The sequence below is a fragment of the Achromobacter dolens genome (assembly GCF_902859745.1).
Taxonomy (GTDB): domain Bacteria; phylum Pseudomonadota; class Gammaproteobacteria; order Burkholderiales; family Burkholderiaceae_B; genus Achromobacter; species Achromobacter dolens.
In genome coordinates, this window is record NZ_CADIJW010000035.1 from 1 (window position 1) to 21,963 (window position 21,963).

The following is a 21,963-nucleotide window of genomic DNA, read 5'->3' on the forward strand; positions in this document are numbered from 1 at the left end:
GGCGTCGGGCGCGGCCGCCGCGGCCTGGCTGGCGCAGGCGCAGGGTTGGGCGGCGCAGCCCACGCCGACGGCCTATCTGGCCCAGGCGCTGGGTTCGTTCGGCGCGGGCGCGGCCTCGGTTGCGCTGATGACGCTGGCGATGCGCTTCGCCGCGCGCGGCACGCAGGCCGGCACCGACATGACGGCGGTGCAGAGCGCGCGCGACCTGGGCGAGATCCTGACCTCGTCGCTGATCACGGCGCTGGCGGCGCGGTTGGGCTATGCCGCCGGTTTCGGCGGCGGGCTGCTGGCGGCCGTTGCCACCCTGGCATTCGTGGCGTTGGCGCTGCGCCGCCGAGGGTGACATGGCGTTTCGGGCGGTTGCGGCTACACTTGTGCGCCGTTTTGCTTTCAAGCCCCGAATTTCCATGATTTCCACCGCATGCGGCGTCGACTTCGGCACCTCCAACTCCACCGTCGGCTGGAGCCGCCCCGACCAGCGCGCGCTCCTGGCCCTCGAAGACGGCAAGACCACCTTGCCCTCGGCCATCTTCTTCCACGATGAAGACGCCGAGGTCAGTTACGGCCGCGCGGCCATCTCCGACTACCTGGCGGGCTACGACGGGCGCCTGATGCGCTCGATGAAAAGCCTGCTGGGCAGTTCGCTGATCGACGGCTCCACCGAGGTGCAGGGCCGCTCGATCCCGTTCCGCGTGCTGCTGACGCGCTTCATCGCCGAACTCAAGCGCCGCGCCGAGACCGCCGCCGGCCGCGACTTCACCCGCGCCGTGCTGGGCCGGCCGGTGTTCTTCGTCGACGACAACCCCGCCGCCGACCAGACCGCCCAGGACACGCTGGGCGAGATCGCGCGCAGCGTCGGCTTCACCGACATCGAATTCCAGTTCGAGCCGCTGGCGGCGGCCTTCGACTACGAGTCGCAGATCGACCGCGAGGAACTGGTGCTGGTCATCGACATCGGCGGCGGCACCTCCGACTTCTCGCTGATCCGCCTGGGGCCGGGCCGCGCCGCCAAGCCGGATCGCCGCGACGACATCCTGGCCTACGGCGGCGTGCACATCGGCGGGGTGGACTTCGACAAGCAGCTCAGCCTGGCGCACGTCATGCCGCTGCTGGGGCTGGGCAGCCAGTTGCGCAGCGGCAAGGATGTGCCGTCCACGCAATACGGCAACCTGGCCTGCTGGCACACCATCAACCAGGCCTACACCCGCAAGGCGGCCGAACACTTCGCCTACATCCGCGCCGAAGCCGGCGACCGCGACAAGATCGACCTGTTGCTGAACCTGGTCAAGCAGCGCGCCGGCCACTGGGTGGCGGTGCAGGTGGAAGAGGCCAAGATCGCGCTGTCGGAAGGCCCGGCCGCGCGCATCGACCTGTCGCGCATCGCGCCCGAGCTGGGCGTGGACGTGACGCGGCCGTCGTTTGACGCCAGCGTGGCGCGGCTGATCGAGAAGATCGAGCAGACCGTCGGCGTCCTGCTGCGCGACGCGGGCGTCGCCCCCGCCGACGTGGACACGGTGTTCTTCACCGGCGGTTCCAGCCGCGTGCCGCGCCTGCGCGATTGCGTCTCGGCGCTGGTGCCGCAGGCGCGCAGCGTCGAAGGCGACCTGTTCGGCAGCATCGGCGCCGGCCTGGCGCTGGACGCCCGCCGCAAGTTCGACTGATACACGGGCGGCGAGCCTGCCGCCCCGAGATCCTCGGCGCTTGGTCCTGCGCGGGGGGGCATGATGCCCGTCATTCCCATCACGCCCGTCAGCTCCATGACGCGGCCATGGCGGGCGCGATGGTAAGCTGCAAGCTCTTCGCGCCGGCCGCCTTGCGTGGCGGCGCTCGCACCTTCCCACGCCGCGCCATGACCGACAAGTCCGATTCCCATCTGTTCGAAGAACGCGTCTCCACCGAGGCCGCCTACGATGGCCGCTTCCTCAAGATCCGCAACGACACCGTGCGGCTGCCCAACGGCAACACCTCCACGCGCGAGTACGTCGTGCACCCGGGCGCGGTGGTGGTGATCCCGTTGCTCGACGACGGCCGCGTGCTGCTCGAGCGCCAGTACCGCTATCCGATCGGCCGCGTCATGACCGAATTCCCCGCCGGCAAGCTCGATCCGGGTGAAGACCCGCTGGCCTGCGGCAAGCGCGAACTGCTCGAGGAAACCGGCTACACCGCCAGCCAGTGGGCCCGCGCCGGCGCGCTGCACCTGGCCATCGCCTATTCCACCGAGATCATCCACATCTACTTCGCGCGCGGCTTGCGCGCCGGCCCCCGGCAACTGGACCAGGACGAATTCCTCGACGTCTTCAGCGCCCTGCCCGAAGACCTGTACGCGGCCTGCGCCAAGGGCGAAGTCACCGACGCCAAGACCCTGACCTGCACGCTGTGGCTGCAGAACGTGCTGTCCGGCGCCTGGCAACTGGACTGGCAGGACCAGCCCGCCTGAGCGGGCAGCGGCCTTCCCCGCCCTGAAGGCCGGCCCGCGCCGCCGCCCTCACTAGACGAACGATCCCGCCGACCATGCCCGCCTTTCCTGTCCTGGTGCACCCGTCCGGACTGCGTTTCGAGGCCGACGCCGATTCGACCCTGCTGGCGGCCGCGCAGGCCGCCGGCATCAAGCTGCCCAGTTCCTGCCGCAACGGCACCTGCCGCGCCTGCATGTGCCTGATGCTGGAAGGCGAGATCGCCTACCGCATCGAATGGCCGGGCCTGTCGCGCGACGAGAAGGAAGAAGGCTGGATCCTGCCCTGCGTGGCCCAGGCCCGGTCACCGCTGGAAATCCAGTCGTTGCAGGCCGCGCCTCTCGAACCGGCGCCGCCGGCGCCACCGCGGCCGCTGACGGGCGCGCGGCGCTAGGCCGCGGTCCAGCAACCTCCGCCCGCTTCCCGTTTCCCGCGGCTCGCTGCCCGCCGCCGGCTGCCAGCCGCCAGCCGCCAGCCGCCCGGCACGGCAACCCTCGGATGCGCGGTTGATACGAATCAGCATATAAACGCGATTTTTCGGCTAAATAATCGCTGCCAGGTCGCGCATACTGCCTCCATGGCGTCAGGCATTCAGCCACGCCGCTTTTTTAAGGAGCACGACATGCTGGATTGGGTGAACTACCAAAAGGAACTGATGGGCCGCATCGGCGAACTGGGCGCGCTCACGCCCGACACGCTCAAGGGCTACCAGGCGTTGTCGGCCGCCGGCGCCAGGACCGCGCACCTGGATGCCAAGACGCGCGAATTGATCGCGCTGGCGGTGGCGGTCACGACCCGCTGCGACGGCTGCATCACGGTGCATTCGGCGCAGGCGCTCAAGCACGGCGCCACCCGCGAGGAAATCGGCGAGGCGCTGGGCGTGGCGGTGGCCTTGAACGCTGGCGCCGCGATGGTGTATTCGGCCCGTGTGCTGGACGCCGTCAGCGCGCATCAGCCGGGCTGACGGCCCGTGCGACTTTGCACGGTCGCACATCGCCGGCGCGCGCGGCCGGTCGTCGCACGGGCGGCCGCGCGCGCCGGCCATTCCCCGCGTGCGGCGTCAGTCGTGCCGGTGCATGGCCGACTGATGCTTGGTGTCGCGCATGGTCGCGTACACCAGCAGCGAGATGAAGATCACGCCCGCCAGGTAGTAGTAGAACCACTGCTCGTGGCCCTGCTGCTTGAACCAGAGCGCGATGGCGGGCGCCGTGCCGCCGAAGATCGACACGGTGATGGCGTAGGGCACCGCCACGCCGGTGGCGCGGATATTGGTGGGGAACAGCTCGGCCTTCACCACGGCGTTGATCGAGGTGTAGCCGGCCGTGAAGATCCAGGCCGCGCAGATCAGCAGGAAGGCGATGAACGGCGAGCGGGTCTGCGACAGCGTCATCAGCAGCGGCACGGTAAGCAGCGCGCCGGCGATGCCGAAGAACACCAGCAGCGGCTTGCGCCCGATCCTGTCGGACAGCGCGCCATACAGCGGCTGCAGGATCAGCGCGAAGATCAGCGACGCGGCGATCACGTAGGTGGTGACGATGTCGGAGAACCCGGCGGTCTGCCGCACGAAGGTCTGCATGTAGGTGGTGAAGGTGTAGAACGCCGCCGTGCCGCCGGCCGTCAGGCCCACCACGATGGCGACCTCGCGCGGATAGCGCAGCAGGCCGCGCAGGGAACTGGTCTTGGGCTTGGTCTGGCTGGCCTGCCGGTAGGAGTCGGTTTCCGGCATGTCGCGCCGCATGACGGCGGTGATGATGGCCAGCATGGCGCCGATCACGAAGGGAATGCGCCAGCCCCATTGCACCAGTTGCTCGTGCGTCAGGAATACGTTCTGCAGCAACAGCAGCACCAGGATCGCGCAGAGCTGGCCGCCGATCAGCGTGACGTACTGGAAGCTGGAATAGAAGCCGCGATGATCGGGATCGGCGATCTCGGTGAGGTAGGTGGCGCTGGCGCCGTATTCGCCGCCCAGGCTCAGGCCCTCGATGACCCGCGCCAGTGCCAGCAGCGCCGGCGCCGCCAGGCCGATGGAGGCATAGGTGGGCGTGACCGCGATGATCAGCGACCCCACGCACATCATGCCCACCGAGACCATCAGCGACAATCGGCGCCCGTGCCGGTCGGCCAGGTGGCCGAACAGCCAGCCGCCCAGCGGCCGCACGATGAAGCCGGCGGCGAACAGCGTGGCGGCGTTCAACTGCTGCACGACGGGATCGTGCGAGGGGAAGAAGGCGGGGGCGAAGTACAGGGCGAAGGCGGTATAGGCGTAGAAGTCATACCATTCGACCAGGTTGCCCATGGAGCCGACGAAGATCGCCTTGATGCGGCGTTTGGCGTCGGGCATGTCGAGATACGCTTGGCTCATATCTGTCTTCCACGGAGACGGTTCCCGCCTATGGTGCGCCTGCTGGCGCCAAAATGCACCCCTGCGCCCGTCCGGGTTATTCGTTCAGCTTGGTGTCAATAATCGCCGGCGGGATACTCCGCGCCGCGTTGCGGTCCGGGCGCGTCTACTTGCGCGGCGGTTCGATCACCGTGCAGGCCGCCGCGCCGGCGGGCGCCTGGGCATCGTCGCCGAGCAAGGCGCGCGCGCCGCAGACCGAGCCGAACATGCCCTTGTTGTCGTGGCCGATGCCCGTTACTTCGAAGCCGGCGCGATGCAGTGTCACCGGCCGGCTGCCGCGCGCGGCGACGATGCGCTCGTACTGCAGGTAGGCGGTGCCGCGCGCCAGCCGCGTCGCCCCCTGGGCCTCGGCGCCGCAGGTCTTGTCCAGCAGGCGGTGCTCGGGGTTGTTGTCGGCGCCGCCCAGCAGGTAGGTCACGTCGCGCGCCGCGTAGCGGATGAACAGGCGCGTGTCGTCGGTTTCCTGCGCGTACGCGGGCAGCTTGTCGGTGCCGTACTTGTATTGGTTGTAGGTCGGGCAGATGCCGCGCTCGTAGGGCGCGTAGCCCTTGCCGTCCGGGCGCGGGCGTTCGCCGGTCAGATACAGGTACGACGAGGGGTTGGCGATCACGTAGCGCAGCGCGACGCCGTCGCGGCGCAACGGGCCGTCGATCTGGTTCAGCACGGCGTAGCGCTGCACCAGTTGGCCACCGCCGGAATGCCCGGCCAGCACGATGCCGGCCAGGATCGGCAGGCGCTTGCGATCGTCCAGGCTGCGCAGCAGGTCGTCAATCACCTGGAACGAGCTGACCGGCGCGGGCCGGCCGTTGGCCTGCACACTGTCCTCGCCGTCTTCCCAGCCGGCCTTGCGCCACGCGGCCATGCCGGCGAAGCCCGAGTCGATCGAACCGACAAAGCGCGGCGCCAGGATCAGCGTGTCGTTGGCCCGCGCCGGATTGGCGGCCAGCACCGTGGCGACCGTTTCGTAATAGGCGTCCGCGTTGCGCTTGACCCCATGGAACACGATCACGATCTGCTTGATATCGCGCAGGTCGCCGCGCGCCAGGTTCCGGTTAGCATAAACCGGTATCTTGTAGCGATGGCCGGGCTTGCCCAGTTCCAGCGTCTGCCAGCGCGGCACCACCACCCGCTTGGGAGCGGGCGCGGGTTCGTCGTAATCGTAGGGGTCGGGCAGCGGCGTCTGCGCGCGCGCCGCCAGGGGCAGCAGGGCCGCCAGGATCAGCGCCGCCACGCCCCGCGCCCGGCGCGAGCGCGGCACGCGCGTAGCCGGATGGGGCTGCGCGGCGCCGGGTGCGGCTGTGCGGCGCATGGCGCGGGCGGGCGTCAGCAGCCCTCGTGGCCCAGCAGTTGCTTGAGCGCGGGCTGGTCCAGGATGCGGACTTCGCGCTGGTTGATGCGGATCAGGCCGTCGCGCGCGAAGCGCGAGAACAGCCGGCTGACCGTCTCCAGGGTCAGGCCCAGGAAGTTGCCGATTTCCTCGCGGCTCATGCGCAGCACGAACTCGGTCGAGGAGTAGCCCAGCGACGCATAGCGCTGCGACAGGTTCAGCAGGAACGCGGCCAGGCGCTGTTCGGAACGCATCGATCCCAGCGACGCCAGCATCTGGTGCGAGCGCGTGATTTCGCGGCTCATCAGGCGGCGGAACTGCTGCTGCAGCGACGGCAGATGGGTGGCCACGCGGTCGACTTCGTTCAGGCGGATCACGCAGACTTCGGAGTCTTCCAGGGCCACGGCGGCCGAGACGTGCTTGCCATCGAGCATGCCGTCCATGCCGACGATCTCGCCGGGCAGGTGGAAACCGGTGATCTGGATCTGGCCGGTGGCGTCTTCGAGCTGCGTTTTCAGGCTGCCGAAGCGCACGCCGTAGACGGCGTCCAGGGGATGATCCAGCGAATACAGCGTCTTGCCCTTTTCGAGGCGCACGCGTTCTTTCACCAGTTCGTCCAGCTTTTCCACTTCGGCGGCTGCCATCCCGACCGGGACACACACGTGGCCCAACATACACGTGGAACAGTGGGCGGCATCAGGGGCAACGGGAACCCGTTTTTGCATACGATGACCTTTATAGTGCCTAGACCTGGCCGGTAGCCTGGACGGGCTTAAAAGCGTGAAGACAGGTACCCATTGTAGTCCGTTGTTACTACGGGTGTCTTACGCGGCATTTTGTAGCGCATTCCTACGGCTGCGATCGGGCCGGGCGGGCCCGCCGATAGGCGATCCAGTCGTCCCCGTCGATGTCCGCCGCGGCCCCGCGCCAGGCCGGGTCGATGGGGTAGTAGTCGCAGGCCACCGGCGCGGCGCCAGGCGCCAGCGGCCGGGCCAGCACCGGCCGGCGCACGAAGCAGCCGGGGCGGCCGGGGACGTATTCCTCGATCTCATCCATCAGGGCGAGCAGGGCCGGGTCGACCTCGTAGATATCGCCCAGCACCCGCCGGCCATCGGTCACCGGGAGCAATCCGGGCCAGTCGCCGAAATCCACCAGCATGCCGGGCACCGTGGCCGGGCCGACGTGGCGCGCCGGCGGCAGGCCGCGGCGCGCGGCGGCTTGCGCCAGGTCATTGATTTCGCCCGCGCGTAGCGTGCCGTAGACAAAAACGTTTATGCTCATGGGACAGATTGTTGCTGTACGCGGATGCGTTACCGACCAAATCCATGCGGCCGACGAGGTATTGAAATTCTCGCATCCGGCCGCATATTCAGGTCATCGAGCCCGCCGGCGCGTATCGGTCAGGCTCACCAACAAGCCACCAACGACCATTATGCGATTCGACAAACTGACCACCAAGTTCCAGCAAGCCCTGGCCGACGCTCAGAGTCTGGCCGCCCGCAACGATCACCCCTACATCGAGCCCGTCCACGTGCTGGCGGCGCTGCTGTCCGACCCGGACAGCGGGGCCGGCAGCCTGCTGGCGCGCGCCGGCGTGGCCGTCAACCGGCTGCAGCCGGCCCTGGACGCCGCGCTCAAGGCGCTGCCCCAGGTGCAGGGCGATGACAACGTCCAGGTCGGCCGCGACCTGCAGGGCGTGCTGACCCGCACCGACAAGGAAGCCGCGCGCCGCGGCGACACCTACATCGCCAGCGAACTGTTCCTGCTGGCCCTGGCCGACGACAAGGGCGAGGCCGGCCGCATCCTGCGCGACGCGGGCCTGCAGAAAAAGGCCCTGGAGGCCGCCATCGACGCCGTGCGCGGCGGCGAGAACGTCTCCGGCGCCGAAGGCGAATCCAACCGCGAGGCGCTGTCCAAGTACACCCTCGACCTGACCGAGCGCGCCCGCCAGGGCAAGCTCGACCCGGTCATCGGCCGCGACGACGAAATCCGCCGCACCATCCAGATTCTGCAGCGCCGCACCAAGAACAACCCGGTCCTGATCGGCGAACCCGGCGTGGGCAAGACCGCCATCGTCGAAGGCCTGGCGCAGCGCATCGTCAACGACGAAGTGCCCGAGACCCTGCGCGGCAAGCGCGTGCTGTCGCTCGACCTGGCCGCGCTGCTGGCCGGCGCCAAGTTCCGCGGCGAATTCGAAGAGCGCCTGAAGGCCGTGCTCAAGGAACTGTCGCAGGACGACGGCAGCAACATCGTCTTCATCGACGAGCTGCACACCATGGTCGGCGCCGGCAAGGCCGAGGGCGCGATGGACGCCGGCAACATGCTCAAGCCGGCGCTGGCGCGCGGCGAGCTGCACTGCATCGGCGCCACCACGCTGGACGAATACCGCAAGTACATCGAAAAGGACGCCGCGCTCGAGCGCCGCTTCCAGAAGGTGCTGGTCGACGAACCCGATGTCGAGTCCACCATCGCCATCCTGCGCGGGTTGCAGGAGCGCTATGAGATCCACCACGGCGTCGAGATCACCGACCCGGCCATCGTGGCCGCGGCCGAGCTCTCGCACCGCTACATCACCGACCGCTTCCTGCCCGACAAGGCGATCGACCTGATCGACGAGGCCGGCGCCCGCATCCGCATGGAAATCGATTCCAAGCCGGAAGTGATGGACAAGCTCGACCGCCGCATCATCCAGCTCAAGATCGAGCGCGAGGCCGTCAAGAAGGAAACCGACGACGCCTCCAAGCGCCGCCTGGGCGTGATCGAGGACGAGCTCGAGAAGCTGCAACGCGAGTACAACGACTTCGAGGAAATCTGGAAGGCCGAGAAGGCCGCGGTGCAGGGCACCCAGGCCATCAAGGAAGAGATCGACAGCGTGCGCGCCGAAATGGCGGAGCTGCAACGCAAGGGCCAGTTCGACAAGCTGGCCGAGCTGCAGTACGGCAAGCTGCCCGACCTGGAAGCGCGCCTGAAGGCCGCCGAGGTGGGCGCCGCCGAGGCGGCCGAGGAGGCCGAGGGTGGCGAAGGCCGACCGCGCCTGTTGCGCACCCGTGTCGGCGCCGAGGAAATCGCCGAGGTCGTGTCGCGCGCCACCGGCATCCCGGTGTCCAAGATGATGCAGGGCGAACGCGAAAAGCTGCTGCACATGGAGGAATACCTGCACAAGCGCGTGGTCGGCCAGGACGAGGCCGTGCGCCTGGTGTCCGATGCCATCCGCCGTTCGCGCGCGGGCCTGGCGGATCCCTCGCGCCCGTACGGTTCGTTCCTGTTCCTGGGCCCCACAGGCGTGGGCAAGACCGAGCTGACGCGCGCGCTGGCCGAGTTCCTGTTCGACTCCGAAGAGCACATGATCCGCATCGACATGAGCGAATTCATGGAGAAGCACTCGGTGGCGCGGCTGATCGGCGCGCCGCCCGGATACGTGGGCTACGAAGAGGGCGGCTACCTGACCGAGGCCGTGCGCCGCAAGCCGTACAGCGTGGTGCTGCTCGATGAAGTCGAGAAGGCGCACCCGGACGTCTTCAACGTGCTGCTGCAGGTGCTGGACGACGGCCGCCTGACCGATGGCCAGGGCCGCACGGTGGACTTCCGCAACACCGTCATCGTGATGACGTCGAACCTCGGTTCGCAGCATATCCAGACGCTGGCCGGCCAGCCGTACGACGTGGTCAAGGAAGTGGTCTGGGGCGAGCTCAAGCAGACGCTGCGGCCCGAGTTCCTGAACCGCATCGACGAAGTGGTGGTGTTCCACGCACTGGAAGCGCAGCACATCGAGTCGATTGCCCGCATCCAGTTGCGCCGCCTGGCCGAGCGCCTGGAAAAGCAGGAGATGCGGCTGGAAGTGACCGAGCCCGCGCTGGCCGAACTGGCCCGCGACGGTTTCGATCCGGTGTTCGGGGCGCGTCCGCTCAAGCGCACCATCCAGCAGCAGATCGAGAACCCGGTCGCCCGGCTGATCCTGGAAGGCCAGTTCGGTCCGCGCGACGTGGTGCCGGTGGATTGGCGCGACGGCAAGTTCGTGTTCACGCGTACGTTGCAGTAAGCCCGGTCGCCTCGCCCATCCCGGGCGCGCACTCCAAAAGCCCCGCAGGCAATCGCTTGCGGGGCTTTGTTTTGGACAACGGGGGCCGCGCGGGCGGCCCCGCCAACGGCATCAGGAAGGGGCGTAGTCCCGCCGTTGATCGCCCACCTGACGGCCCAGGCCTTGCAGCGTCCGCAGCACCAGCGCCAGCCCGCGCCGCGTGTCCTCGTCGCGCGAGAGCTGGAACAGTCCGCCCAGGCCCGGCGGGCGCGCCTCTTGCAACCCTTGCGCATGGGCCGCGCGCCAGGCGTTGGACAGGGTCCAGGCCGCGCCCGTGGCCTGCTCCGACAGCGCGCCCAGCTTTTCCACCATGGGGGCATCGAGCAGGTCGACCAGGTCGGACGCCAGCGCCAGCAGGTCGACCAGATTGTCCAGCCGGCCGCTGTCGGCCAGCGGTTGCAGCTTGCCGGCGAGCTGCGCCAGCGCATCGTTGCCGGCCGCCGCGGGCGGCGCATCGAGCAGGGCGTCGCATTGGCCGGCGTTGGACAGGCTGTTGTCGTGCGGTGCGTTCATAGCATTCCCCTGGCGACGGACCAGTACAGGCCCCGGTTGAAACCATGCCGCAGCAGTCCGCCCAGCTTGGTCGGCGGTGTCGGCCGCACGTCGTGGGTGTAGTCGTACCAGAGCGGCATGCCCGCGTTCAGGCCCATCTGCGCCACGGCCTGGACGCGGCCGTCGTAGGCGCTGCAGGGATGGCCCAGCCGGATCTCGCCGGAGATGTTGTTGGCGATGACGGGCGCCTGGTTGTGGCACGAGCCGCCTGCCTTGCTCACCGGCAGGTCCACGGTGTCGCCGATCACGTACACATTGCGCAGGCCATAGACCTGCATGGTTTCGTGATCGGTGGGCAGCCAGCCCTCGTTGTCGGGCGCCTGCGAAACGCCCGATTCCAGCACCGCGTCGACCGCGCGGATCGGCGGCGTGGCCATGAGGATGTCGAACGGCTGCTCGACGCCTTCCTCCGAGTAGGCAATGCGGCGATCGGGGTCCACCTTCGCCAGCGTGAAGCCGCGCTGGAACCGGATGCCGCGTTGCTCGAAGATGGCCGGCAGCACCTCGCAGGTGGGCTTTTGCAGGAACAGGCAGTTGCGCAGCAGTTGCGAGGTGGTGGGGTAGGTGTAGATGATCTCCACACGGTCGCGCACGCCGCGTCGGCGCAGGTAGTCGTCCAGCATCAGCGTGGTCTCGATCGGCGCGATGCCGCACTGGTGCGGCACGTTCGGTGTCTTGGGAAAGGTGACGCTGACGAACACGCGGCCGCGTTCGATCGTGGAGAGGCGGCTGGCCAGTTGCCGCGCCGGCTCGTACTGGTAGAAATGGTCGCCCGCTTCGCGCAGCCCTTCGATGCGCTCCGGCGCGGGCACGCAGCCGGTGGCGATCACGAGATAGTCGTAGCCGTGGCGCTTGCCGCCGCGGGTGTGCAGTTGCTGGGCATCGAAATCGAAGCGCGTCACCTTGTCGACGCGGAAATCGATCTCGGGCCGCAGCAGGGAACGTTCGGGACGCTTGAGTTCTTCCTGGAAAAACAGGTTGAACGCCACGTACATGAAGGCCGGCTTGTAGTAATGATCCGGCGAATCGGACAGCAACATGATGCTGACCTTGCCGGCCGCCACTTCGGGGTACAGCTTGTGGGCCAGTTGGTTGGCCAGCATGGTGCCGCCGACCCCGCCTCCCACGACAACAATTCGCTTGCTCATAAAAATCCTCCGATGAGAATAATCAGGAACCAAGTGCAGTTGCGCCCTCATATGTAGCAATTGAGGGGTGGTCGGTCAACAAAATAACTGTGACTTATAAAAGGGAATCCGTGCCGGTCGCGTCTCGGATCGGGCCGGCGCGGCTCGAAATGCCGCGCCGGCGCAGGCCGTCTTACTGTTTGACGGTGACGAACACCGGGTTCGAGTAGAACCACAGGTCGTTGTAATTGCGCGCGTTGATGGCGTTGAAGCGGGCCGCGTTGTCGGCCAGATCGACCTTGGCGTCTGGCAACGGCTCGCCGTTGGCGGTTTCGCCCGCCACGTCCGGCGCCAGGTTGGTGCCGCGCAGGCGCAGATACTGGCTCTTGTCGGCGGTCAGCTTGACCTTGATGACGTTGTAGCCGTCTTTGTCCACGGTCCAGTCCTTGCTGGTGTAGCGGCCCAGCACGCGGGTGCTGGGATTGGTCGCGTTGTCGTACGCCGGCGTGCCGGCGGCGGCGCGGGCGCCGATATCGCCCACGATCAGGTCGACGTGGTGCACGGTCGGCTTGACGTAGGTGGGGTTGCCGCTTTCGATCGGATACTCGTAGTGGTTGCTGGCGGGGCTGCGAAAGCGGATGGTGACCTCCACCTGCTCGCCCTTGGCCGCCGTCAGTTCGCCGCCCATCTGTGCTGCGCCCGAGGCGCCCTGCGCCTGGAATTCGAGCGCGTCGATCAGGTCGCCGAAGACGCCGAACATGCGGCCGCTCTTCAGGCCCGCGACCACCGCCGCCATGTCCTTGCCATCCTTCCAGACGTAGGTCTTGGCGTATTCGCCCGGCGCGTAGCCGCTGCTGTACTGGCCGGTGGCGTTGATGCGGAAATGGAAGTCCGAATCGGCCACGGTCCAGATGTGGCGGCCCTCGCCCAGCAGCGCGTCCCAGGTGCCCCCGAGCTTGGCCACCAGGTAGTCGACGCCGCCGTAGGTGCGGTTGGGCAGCTTGTCGGCCGTGTAGGCCTCGGCATAGCCGCCGCGGTCCGGCTCCATCTGGTTGCCGACCATGCCTTCGATGGCGAAGAAGATCGACGGCGCCAGGTCGTGCATCTCGCGCAACTGGCCGATGGTGTACTTGCCGGCGTAGCGCGACGGGTGGTTCAACAGCATGTAGCTGTCGGGGTGCTTGTCGCGCAGCCACTTCAGGGCCGTCAGCGAGTCGGCGTGCGTGGTGTACGCGCGCGTCTGGCCGGCCAGGTCGGCGACCAGTTGCGCGTCGAACAGGTTGGCGGCCTTGTTGGTGTACAGGTATTCGAATTCGGCCACGGCGCGCAGCGACCTGTCGGACAGCGGGTCGTTGGTGCCGATGCCGATGTTGACGTGGTCGTGCGTGGGCATGTCCCATTCGAACGACGAGAAGATGATCTTGCCGGCGTAGCGGCCCGCCGCCTGCGCCTGCTTGATGAACGGCACTTCATAGCGCGCCATGCCCGCCGAGAACGGGATCGAGCCGCCGGGAATGTTGGCGCCGGTGTTGTCGCGCGCGGACATGCGCAGGTGGTTCGAAAGCGCGGCCCAGTCCAGTTGGTAGCGGTCGAAGGCCTGGTCCAGCACGCTTTCCAGCGTGGTCTGGGCGTCGTCGGACTGGATCGTGTGCACGTGCAGGTCGCCCGCGCTCCAGGCGCCGGTCTTCACCGGCGGCGTGGGTTCGGTCACGACCGGCGGCGCGCTCGCGTCGTCATCGTCATCGCTGCCGCCGCAGGCGCTCAGCAATGTTACGCAAGCCAGCGACAACGGCATCAGGGCCCGCCGCAGGCGGGTTACTTCGAACTGCATTCCATACTCCAGCGTCATGCGGCCCGCACCGGCGCGGCGCCGCGAAGGCCCGCACTATGCGGGCCGCGAGTGACGTGGGAATGACAGCTTGCTGTTAGCGGGCGGCTTGCGTCGCGTCGGCCAGCGCCTGGCGGATGATGGCCTGCGCGGTCCAGCGGGCGACCTCGGTGACGGCCGGCAATTCCAGGCCCCATATGTCCTTGAGCACCAGGAACACCTCGGTGCCGTAGACCAGCGACAGCGCCTGCGCCACGCGTTCCTGTTGCGCCGGCGGCAGCAGGTCCGCCAGCGGCGCGATGGCGCGCTTGAGGATGTCGACCCGATGGCCGCGCACCAGCCGCGGTTCATTGCCGGCGCGACCGGCGCTGGCTTCGGCGTGCTGCTGCAGCGACACCTGGATGGCCGCGCGCAGCGGCGCCTCGTGGGCGGCCAGGCGCGGGTAGGCGAAGCGCAGCAGTTCGTCGACGCGGGTGGCGGCGTCGGGCGCGGTCGAGTCCCAGGCCAGGATCGGCCCGAGGCTCTCGTCGACCACGGCGGCGATCAGCGCGCTCTGGCTCGGGAAGTAGCGGTAGGCGGTGGCGCGCGACACCTGCGCGTGCTCGGCCAGCTCGGCCACCGACGGGGTGATGCCTTGCGCCATCAGGCGCTGCGCGGCGTCCAGCAGGATCTTGCGCATGCGCGCGCGCGGTCCGTGCGGCGGTTCGCCGCTGGCGGCCGCCTGGCGGCTGGCGGGCGCGATCAGGCGCGCCGGGGCGGCGGCCGGCTTGCGCGCCGTGGTCGCGGTTTGACGTGAGACAGGTGTCTCAGTATGATTCTTTCGTCTCATTTCTTGATTCTACAGGGCCACTAGCCCCGGACATATATCGAGGCGCGCACCGAGTGTAGCCGCCCGCGGAGGAGTCATGACGCATTCGAATCGGCGGGTTTTCGTGGCCGCCACCTACGACACCAAGGGTCACGAGGCCGAGTACGTGGTCGAGCTGCTCAAGCGCGACGGCCTGGACGTGGTCTCGGTTGACGTGTCCACCACCGGCGCGGCCAGCGCGGCGCAAGTGCAGGCGCGGGAAGTTGCGCGCAGCCACCCGCAGGGCGAGCAGGCCGTGTTCACGGGCGACCGGGGCACCGCCATCGCTGCCATGGCGTTGGCATTCGAACACTATGCCGCCGCCAACCCCGACATCGGCGCCTTGCTGGGCCTGGGCGGCTCCGGCGGCACCGCATTGATCACCCCGGCCATGCGCGCGCTGCCCATCGGCGTGCCCAAGCTGATGGTCTCGACCATGGCGTCGGGCAACGTCGCGCCCTATGTCGGGCCGTCGGACATCGCCATGATGTATTCCGTGACCGACGTGGCCGGCCTGAACCGCATCTCGCGCCGCGTGCTGGCCAATGCCGCCGGCGCCATCGGCGGCGCCTTCCGCCAGGCCGCCAGCGCCACCGGCGATGACAGCCGGCCCGCCGTCGGCATCACCATGTTCGGCGTCACCACCGCCTGCGTGCAGCAGGTCACGCCGCTGCTCGAATCGCGCTATGACTGCCTGGTGTTCCACGCCACCGGCACCGGCGGCCAGTCGATGGAAAAGCTGCTCGACAGCCATCTGCTGTCCGGCGTGCTGGACCTGACCACCACCGAGGTCTGCGACTTCCTGTTCGGCGGCGTGCTGGCCTGCACCGAGGACCGCTTTGGCGCTGTGGCCCGCACGCGCGCGCCCTACGTGGGCTCCTGCGGCGCCCTCGACATGGTCAATTTCGGCGCCATGGATTCGGTGCCCGAGCGCTACCGCGGCCGCACCTTCTATCCCCACAACCCGCAGGTGACGCTGATGCGCACCAGGGCGGAAGAGAACCGCCGCCAGGGCGAATGGATCGCTGAACGGCTGAACCGCTGCGACGGCCCCGTGCGCTTCCTGATCCCGGAAGGCGGCGTCTCGGCGCTGGACGCGCCGGGCCAGGCGTTCTGGGATCCGCAGGCCGACGCCGCGCTGTTCGAGGCGCTGGAGTCGCGCCTGGTGCAGACCGCAGACCGGCGCCTGGTGCGCGTGCCGTGCCACATCAACGACCCCCTGTTCGCCCGCACCGCGGTCGAGCAGTTCCTAGCCATCGCCAAACATTGAGGATTGCCGCCATGCCGCGCTTTGACCGTAACCAACTGCTGGACAAGTTCCGCGCCATGGTGCGCGACCGCACCCCCATCGTGGGCGGCGGCGCCGGGACCGGACTGTCCGCCAAGTGCGAGGAAGCGGGCGGCATCGACCTGATCGTGATCTACAACTCGGGCCGCTATCGCATGGCCGGGCGCGGCTCGCTGGCTGGCCTGCTGGCCTACGGCAACGCCAATGAGATCGTGGTCGACATGGGCCGCGAAGTGTTGCCGGTGGTCAAGCGCACGCCGGTGCTGGCCGGCGTCAACGGCACCGATCCGTTCTGCGACTTCGACGTGTTCCTGGACGACCTCAAGCGCCAGGGCTTCGCTGGCGTGCAGAACTTCCCCACCGTGGGCCTGATCGACGGCACTTTCCGCGCCAACCTGGAAGAGACCGGCATGGGCTACGCGCTGGAGGTGGACATGATCCGCCTGGCGCACGAAAAGGGCATGCTGACCACGCCGTACGTCTTCAACAAGGACGACGCCGTGGCCATGACGCAGGCCGGCGCCGACATCATCGTGGCGCATATGGGCCTGACCACCGGCGGTTCGATCGGCGCCGAGACCGCGCTGACGCTGGATGACTGCGTCGCCGCCATCGACCGCATCGCGGCGGCCGCCCTGGCCGTGCGTCCCGACGTGATCGTGCTGTGCCACGGCGGCCCCATCGCCACGCCCGAGGACGCCGCCCACATCCTGCGCCATTGCCAGCATTGCCACGGTTTCTACGGCGCCAGCTCGATGGAGCGCCTGCCCACCGAGCAGGCGCTGACCGCCGCCACCCGCGAGTTCAAGCAACTGACGTTCTGAAATTTCCCCTTCCTCCGTTTCCGCCGGGGCGCCGCGCGCCCGTCAGGAGTCCGCATGCCGCATACCGTCTATACCAGCGCCATCGTCCAGGCGCCGCTGGCCAAGGTCTGGCCGCTGTTTCGTGATTTCAACGGCCTGGCGGAGTGGCATCCCGGCATTGCGCACAGCCGCCTGGAAGAGGGCGGCCGCCACGACGCCATCGGCTCGGTGCGCTACCTGTCGCTCAAGCCTTCGGGCTTCGTGCGCGAGCAGTTGCTGATGCTGGACGACCCGGGCACCGCGCTGCGCTATTCCATCATCGAGACCGATCTGCCGATGCGTGACTACGTCGCCGGCATCAACCTGCGCGCCATCACCGAGAGCGGCACGACGCTGGTGGAATGGTGGGCCGATTTCCGGGTCGAGGCGGACGCCGACCTGCAGGCGGTGGCGACCGCCGTGGGCCAGGGCGTGTTCGCCGCGGGACTGGCGGCCCTGGACGCGAAGCTGCGCGCCTGAGCGGCGCGTATCGTCGCGGCGGGGCGGGCGCATGCCCCGCTGGCGTTGCCGTGGCGACGCCGCTCCGCGTCAGGCGCGCCGGCGCGTCGCGCCCGCCGACAGTTTGCAGCCGGCCGGCAGCGCCGCGCCGCGCAGGTAGTCGCGGATGGCGCGGATCAGCGCCTCGGCCGCCGGGCTCAGCGCATGTTCCTTGTGGCGGATGATGCACAGCGTGCGCACCACCGTCGGCCGCGCCAGCAGCGCGAACGCCAATCCCGGTTCCAGCACCCGCTGCGCCGCCAGCGCGGGCAGCAGCGCCACGCCCATGCCGGCCTTCACCAACGCTGCCTGGGAAGTGGTGCTGGAGGCCTCGTAGAAGGGCGCGGCGGCTTCGATCGGCAGGTCCGCGCGGGCCCGCAGCAGCGCCATGATGCCGGTCTCGTCCACCACCCCCACCAGCTTGCGGCCCGCCAGGTCGGACCAGCGCATGGCGCCGTCGCGGCCCGGGCGCAGGCTGGCGTCGTCGCGCCGGTACAGCACGCCGAAGCGGTCTTCCAATAGCGCGTCGAATTGCAGGCCGGGCGCATCGGCCCAACGGCTGGTCAGGCCGAAATCGACTTCGCGCGCGGCCACCTTGCGCTGGATGCGGCCGGAGTTGTCGTCGCTCAGATAGAGGCGGATGGCGGGATACTGCGCCGCGAACCGCGCCGCCGCCGGCGCGATCAGCTCGGTGATGGCCGAGGGCGCGGCCGCCACGCCGACCCGGCCGCGTTCCAGCGCGCCGAAGCGCACCACGTCCTCGATCGCGCCATCGAAATCGGCCAGCAGGCGCATCACGCGCGGCAGGAACTCCTCGCCCGCCGCCGTCAGCAGCACGCGCCGGCTGGTGCGCGCGAACAGGCGCGTGGCCAGCGCCTCTTCCAACTGGCGCACCAGGCTGGTCACCGACGACTGGGTCTGGAACAGGCGCTTGCCGGCATGCGTGAAGCTGGATTCCTGCGCCACCGCGACGAACGCGGTCAGATGCTTGAGGGTGACGTGCTTGGGCAGGCGATTCATTTCAAATCACGATGGATGGATCAATAAAAACAATTTTTCCAGATTGATCGGGCGGACGATACTAGGGGCTTCATCAAGCATCGGAGCCGTCGGTGGACGGCCCGCAAGCGGCCGGCCTCAATGCCGGCCCTATCGAGACGGAAGTGGCATGCAGGAAGAACTGGATCTGGTTATCGAAGGCGGCTGGGTGATCGACGGGACGGGCGCCGCGCGCCGCCGCGCCGACGTCGGCATCCGTGGCGAGCGCATCGCCGCCATTGGCGATCTGTCGGCCACCCCGGCCGCGCGACGCCTCGATGTCGCCGGCAGGATCGTCGCGCCCGGATTCATCGACACCCACGGTCACGACGACCTGATGTTCGTGGAAAGGCCGGGCCTGGAATGGAAGACCAGCCAGGGCATCACCTCGGTGGTGGTTGGCAACTGCGGCATCAGCGGCGCGCCCGCGCCGCTGCCGGGCAACACCGCCGCTGCGCTGGCGCTGCTGGGCGATTCGCCGCTGTTCGCGGACATGGCCGCGTATTTCGGCGCGCTGCAGGAACAGCGGCCGATGATCAACGTGGCCGCCCTGGTGGGCCACGCCAACCTGCGCCTGGCCGCGATGCTTGATCCGGCGGCACAGCCCAGCGCCGAGGAGCAGCGGGCGATGGAGCGCATGCTGGCCGACGCGTTGGAGGCTGGTGCGGTGGGGTTCAGCACGGGCCTGGCCTACCAGCCCGGCGGCGTCGCCGAGGAAGCCGAACTCGACGGCCTGGCGCGCGTCGCGGCCTCGCACGGCGCGCTGCACACCAGCCACATCCGCAACGAGGGCGACGCGGTCGAGGCCGCCGTCGACGAGGTGCTGGGCATCGGTCGCCGCACCGGCTGCGCCACGGTGCTGTCGCACCACAAATGCATGATGCCGGCCAACTGGGGCAAGAGCGCCGCCACGCTGGCCAACATCGACCGTGCCCGCGCCGCCGGCGTCGACGTGGCGCTGGACATCTATCCGTATCCTGGCAGCTCCACCATCCTGATTCCCGAGCGCGCCGACCAGATCGACGACATCCGCATCACCTGGTCGACGCCGCATCCCGAATGCGGCGGCCAGTCGCTGGCCGAGATCGCCGCGCGCTGGGGCTGCGATCCGGTCACGGCGGCGCGCCGCCTGTGCCCGGCGGGCGCGATCTACTTCGCCATGGACGAAAACGAGGTGCGCCGCATCTTCCAGCACGAATGCTGCATGGTGGGCTCCGACGGCCTGCCCAACGACGCCCATCCGCACCCGCGCCTGTGGGGCAGTTTCACGCGCGTGCTGGGACGCTACGTGCGCGAGGCCGAGCTGCTGACGCTGGAGGCCGCGGTGGCCAAGATGACCTCGTTGCCGGCGCGCGTCTTCGGCCTGGCCGATCGCGGCCGGCTGGCCGTGGGCGCCTGGGCCGACGTGGTGGTGTTCGACGCCGACACGGTGTGCGACCGCGCTACCTGGGACGCGCCGACGCTGGCCTCGGCCGGCATCGAGCATGTGCTGGTCAACGGCTGCCCGGTGTTCCCGGCGGCGCCCGGCACGCATCGTCCCGGCAGGATATTGCGCCGCGACGCCAGCATCGCCGCCGCGCCCGTTCTTTCCCGATAACAAGCAGAACCGATCCCCACAGGAGACAACCCCATGATCCGCAAGACTTGCGTCGCCCTGGCGCTGGCCGCCCTGTTGCCGGCCGCCCATGCCGAATTCCCCGACCGCCCCATCACCCTGATCGTGCCGTTCCCGGCCGGCGGCCCCACCGACATCGTCGGCCGGCTGGCCGCGGCCAAGGCGGGCGAGATCCTGGGGCAGCAGGTCGTGGTGGAGAACCGCACCGGCGCCTCCGGCACCATCGGCATGGCCGCCACCGCGCGCGCCAAGCCCGATGGCTACACGGTGGGGCTGGCGACCGTCAGCACCCACGGCACCGCGCCGCACCTGTTCCCCAAGCTGGCCTATGACCCGGTCAAGGACTTCACGCCCATCAGCAACCTGGTGACCAGCCCCAACATCCTCAGCGTCAACCCGCAGTATCCGGCCAGGACGCTGGCGGAATTCGTGTCGCACGTGCGCGCCAATCCCGGCAAGGACGGCTACGCCAACGCAGGCGCCGGCGGCGTCAACGACCTGGGCATGATCTGGTTCCTGCAGATCACCGGCGGCAAGATGAACAGCATCTCGTACCGCGGCTCGGCGCCGGCCCTGACCGACACGGTGGGCGGGGTGGTGCCCGTGATCTTCGACAACTTCCCGTCGTCGCTGCCCTACATCAAGAGCAACCACCTGCGCGCGCTGGCCATCACCGGGACCGCGCGCAATCCGCGCCTGCCGGACGTGCCGACCTTCGCGGAGCAGGGCTACAAGGACTACGACGTCACGGCCTGGTACGGCGTGGTGGGGCCGGCGGGCATGCCGGCCGACGTGCGCGACAAGCTGGCGCAGGCCTTCGCGAAGGCGGTGCGCGACCCCGCCACCGCCGCCAAGATGGAAGAGACGGGCGCCTTCCCGCTGGGCAATTCACCGGCCGAGTTCGGTGAGCAGATCCGCGCCGAGCGCGACCGGTGGAAATCGGTGATCGAGCGCGCGCAGATCAAGCTGCAGTAAGGCGGGGGAGCCGGCCGTCTCCGGCTGGCACGGTCTTTCCGGCCAGCCGGGTCACGGCGGCCAGGCGGTCCACGGGCGGGGAAATTCAAATAAGATAGGTCACCCGTTACGTGTTACCGGAGGTCGTCATGCTTGAATCGCAAGTCGTGGATCAGATCGGTCGTCATTGGGGTTGGGTGGCGTTGCGCGGCGTCGTCGCCATTCTGTTCGGCCTGATGGCCGTGTTCATGCCGGCGATCACCTTGTCGGCGCTGGTGCTGGTGTGGGGCGCGTTCGCGCTGGCCGATGGCGTGCTGGCGCTGATCGCCGGCATCCGCATCCGCGACCACGGCAAGCCGCTGTGGGCATTGATCATCGTCGGCCTGCTGGGCGTGGCGGCCGGCATCGTCACTTTCCTGTGGCCGGGGCTGACGGCGCTGATCCTGCTCTACATCATCGCCATCTGGGCGCTGGTGGCCGGCGTGTTCCAGATCATTGCCGCGATCCGTTTCCGCAAGGAAATCCGCAACGAATGGTTCCTGGGGCTGTCCGGATTGGTGTCGGTCCTGTTCGGCGCGATGCTGGTGATGCAGCCGGGGGCCGGCGCGCTGGCGCTGGTGTGGGTCATCGGTATCTATGCCGTGTTCTTTGGCATACTGCTGCTGGTCTTTTCCTTGCGCCTCAAGCAGCACCGCGCGCCCTGAGTCCATGTCCGCCTACCAGACCCTGATTCCCCTGAACTTCCTGGCCGTGGGCCTGGGCGCCATGTTCGGCGCCTGGGCCCGCTGGCTCGTCAGCCTGTGGCTCAACACCGAGTCGTGGCCCTGGGGCACGCTCGCGGTCAACCTGGCCGGGGGCTATCTGGTGGGGCTGGTGCTGGCGCTGGTGGCGGGCCATCCCGAATGGCCCGCCTGGGTGCGGCTGGGGGCCATCACCGGCTTCATGGGCGGTCTGACCACCTTCTCGACTTTCTCGGCCGAAACCGTGGCGATGCTCGAGCGCGGCGCGTACGGCGGCGCGCTCGGCTACGCCGGCTTCAGTTTGCTCGGATCCCTGCTGCTGACGGGGTTGGGCCTGGCAACGGCCAGCCTGTTGCGCTGAGGCGCCCGCGTTGC

At 68.7% G+C, this 21,963-nt stretch carries 21 protein-coding genes and 1 pseudogene; 13 read left to right on the top strand and 9 right to left on the bottom strand.

The window, feature by feature from the left end:
* From HV783_RS20720 to HV783_RS20740, 5 genes and pseudogenes are all read left to right on the top strand, one after another.
* Positions 1–343: pseudogene (locus tag HV783_RS20720) on the top strand (MFS transporter); the annotation flags it as partial.
* Positions 344–407: 64 nt separating this feature from the next.
* Entirely contained in the window at positions 408–1,661 is a 1,254-nt protein-coding gene (locus tag HV783_RS20725; RefSeq protein ID WP_063587686.1) for an Hsp70 family protein, read from the top strand.
* Positions 1,662–1,849: 188 nt separating this feature from the next.
* Positions 1,850–2,437 (top strand): NUDIX domain-containing protein, encoded by a 588-nt coding sequence (locus HV783_RS20730; RefSeq protein WP_064528437.1) that lies wholly within the window; start codon positions 1,850–1,852, stop codon positions 2,435–2,437.
* Positions 2,438–2,511: 74 nt separating this feature from the next.
* Positions 2,512–2,847 carry a 2Fe-2S iron-sulfur cluster-binding protein gene (locus HV783_RS20735; protein WP_054502038.1) on the top strand — a complete coding sequence of 112 codons (336 nt, stop codon included), beginning with the start codon at positions 2,512–2,514 and terminating at the stop codon, positions 2,845–2,847.
* A 228-nt stretch (positions 2,848–3,075) separates the two neighbouring features.
* Positions 3,076–3,417: a carboxymuconolactone decarboxylase family protein gene (locus tag HV783_RS20740; RefSeq protein WP_054502039.1), complete on the top strand. Its 342-nt coding sequence runs from the start codon at positions 3,076–3,078 to the stop codon at positions 3,415–3,417.
* Positions 3,418–3,513: 96 nt separating this feature from the next.
* Here HV783_RS20740 and HV783_RS20745 read toward each other — a convergent pair whose 3' ends face one another.
* From HV783_RS20745 to HV783_RS20760, 4 genes are all read right to left on the bottom strand, one after another.
* The gene (locus HV783_RS20745) at positions 3,514–4,815 is read right to left on the bottom strand and encodes an MFS transporter (RefSeq protein WP_175166714.1); all 1,302 of its coding nucleotides are present in this window, start codon (positions 4,813–4,815) and stop codon (positions 3,514–3,516) included.
* A 145-nt stretch (positions 4,816–4,960) separates the two neighbouring features.
* Entirely contained in the window at positions 4,961–6,163 is a 1,203-nt protein-coding gene (locus tag HV783_RS20750) for a hypothetical protein (RefSeq protein WP_437341325.1), read from the bottom strand.
* 14 nt (positions 6,164–6,177) lie between these two features.
* Entirely contained in the window at positions 6,178–6,906 is a 729-nt protein-coding gene (locus HV783_RS20755; protein WP_049073054.1) for a helix-turn-helix domain-containing protein, read from the bottom strand.
* Between the two features lie 124 nt (positions 6,907–7,030).
* Complete coding sequence (locus HV783_RS20760) at positions 7,031–7,462, bottom strand: gamma-glutamylcyclotransferase family protein (protein WP_175189797.1); 432 nt, start codon at positions 7,460–7,462, stop codon at positions 7,031–7,033.
* A 151-nt stretch (positions 7,463–7,613) separates the two neighbouring features.
* On the opposite strand from HV783_RS20760, the gene clpB reads away from it, so the two are divergent.
* Entirely contained in the window at positions 7,614–10,220 is a 2,607-nt protein-coding gene (gene clpB / locus HV783_RS20765; protein ID WP_049073056.1) for an ATP-dependent chaperone ClpB, read from the top strand.
* Between the two features lie 111 nt (positions 10,221–10,331).
* Here clpB and HV783_RS20770 read toward each other — a convergent pair whose 3' ends face one another.
* The 4 genes from HV783_RS20770 to HV783_RS20785 all read right to left on the bottom strand — a co-directional run bounded on the left by HV783_RS20770 (position 10,332) and on the right by HV783_RS20785 (position 14,511).
* Complete coding sequence (locus tag HV783_RS20770; RefSeq protein WP_081273662.1) at positions 10,332–10,772, bottom strand: DUF1641 domain-containing protein; 441 nt, start codon at positions 10,770–10,772, stop codon at positions 10,332–10,334.
* A complete protein-coding gene (locus tag HV783_RS20775) occupies positions 10,769–11,959 on the bottom strand; it encodes an NAD(P)/FAD-dependent oxidoreductase (RefSeq protein ID WP_175189798.1) in 1,191 nt (396 codons plus the stop codon). The genes HV783_RS20770 and HV783_RS20775 overlap by 4 nt, the downstream gene beginning before the upstream one ends.
* Before the next feature lie 172 nt (positions 11,960–12,131).
* Entirely contained in the window at positions 12,132–13,769 is a 1,638-nt protein-coding gene (locus tag HV783_RS20780; RefSeq protein ID WP_175166716.1) for a CehA/McbA family metallohydrolase domain-containing protein, read from the bottom strand.
* A gap of 94 nt (positions 13,770–13,863) precedes the next feature.
* Positions 13,864–14,511, bottom strand: coding sequence for a TetR/AcrR family transcriptional regulator (locus HV783_RS20785; RefSeq protein ID WP_064528465.1), 648 nt, complete (start codon positions 14,509–14,511; stop codon positions 13,864–13,866).
* Positions 14,512–14,671: 160 nt separating this feature from the next.
* On the opposite strand from HV783_RS20785, the gene HV783_RS20790 reads away from it, so the two are divergent.
* From HV783_RS20790 to HV783_RS20800, 3 genes are read left to right on the top strand one after another with little or no spacing between them, the layout of a single operon-like run.
* Positions 14,672–15,883, top strand: a complete 1,212-nt coding sequence (locus tag HV783_RS20790; RefSeq protein WP_175189799.1) for a Tm-1-like ATP-binding domain-containing protein — start codon at positions 14,672–14,674, stop codon at positions 15,881–15,883.
* 11 nt (positions 15,884–15,894) lie between these two features.
* Positions 15,895–16,725, top strand: coding sequence for a phosphoenolpyruvate hydrolase family protein (locus HV783_RS20795; RefSeq protein ID WP_175189800.1), 831 nt, complete (start codon positions 15,895–15,897; stop codon positions 16,723–16,725).
* 54 nt (positions 16,726–16,779) lie between these two features.
* The gene (locus tag HV783_RS20800) at positions 16,780–17,223 is read left to right on the top strand and encodes an SRPBCC family protein (protein WP_064528455.1); all 444 of its coding nucleotides are present in this window, start codon (positions 16,780–16,782) and stop codon (positions 17,221–17,223) included.
* Positions 17,224–17,292: 69 nt separating this feature from the next.
* Here the strand turns inward: HV783_RS20800 and HV783_RS20805 are convergent, their stop codons facing one another.
* Positions 17,293–18,261, bottom strand: coding sequence for a LysR family transcriptional regulator (locus tag HV783_RS20805; protein WP_175189801.1), 969 nt, complete (start codon positions 18,259–18,261; stop codon positions 17,293–17,295).
* Between the two features lie 148 nt (positions 18,262–18,409).
* Here HV783_RS20805 and HV783_RS20810 point away from each other — a divergent pair, with 148 nt between their 5' ends.
* From HV783_RS20810 to HV783_RS20825, 4 genes are all read left to right on the top strand, one after another.
* The gene (locus tag HV783_RS20810) at positions 18,410–19,876 is read left to right on the top strand and encodes an N-acyl-D-glutamate deacylase (RefSeq protein WP_175189802.1); all 1,467 of its coding nucleotides are present in this window, start codon (positions 18,410–18,412) and stop codon (positions 19,874–19,876) included.
* A gap of 33 nt (positions 19,877–19,909) precedes the next feature.
* The gene (locus tag HV783_RS20815; RefSeq protein ID WP_054502048.1) at positions 19,910–20,869 is read left to right on the top strand and encodes a tripartite tricarboxylate transporter substrate binding protein BugE; all 960 of its coding nucleotides are present in this window, start codon (positions 19,910–19,912) and stop codon (positions 20,867–20,869) included.
* Positions 20,870–20,997: 128 nt separating this feature from the next.
* Positions 20,998–21,552 carry an HdeD family acid-resistance protein gene (locus HV783_RS20820; protein WP_049073064.1) on the top strand — a complete coding sequence of 185 codons (555 nt, stop codon included), beginning with the start codon at positions 20,998–21,000 and terminating at the stop codon, positions 21,550–21,552.
* 4 nt (positions 21,553–21,556) lie between these two features.
* Positions 21,557–21,949 (top strand): CrcB family protein, encoded by a 393-nt coding sequence (locus tag HV783_RS20825; protein WP_064528463.1) that lies wholly within the window; start codon positions 21,557–21,559, stop codon positions 21,947–21,949.
* Positions 21,950–21,963: the final 14 nt, after the last annotated feature.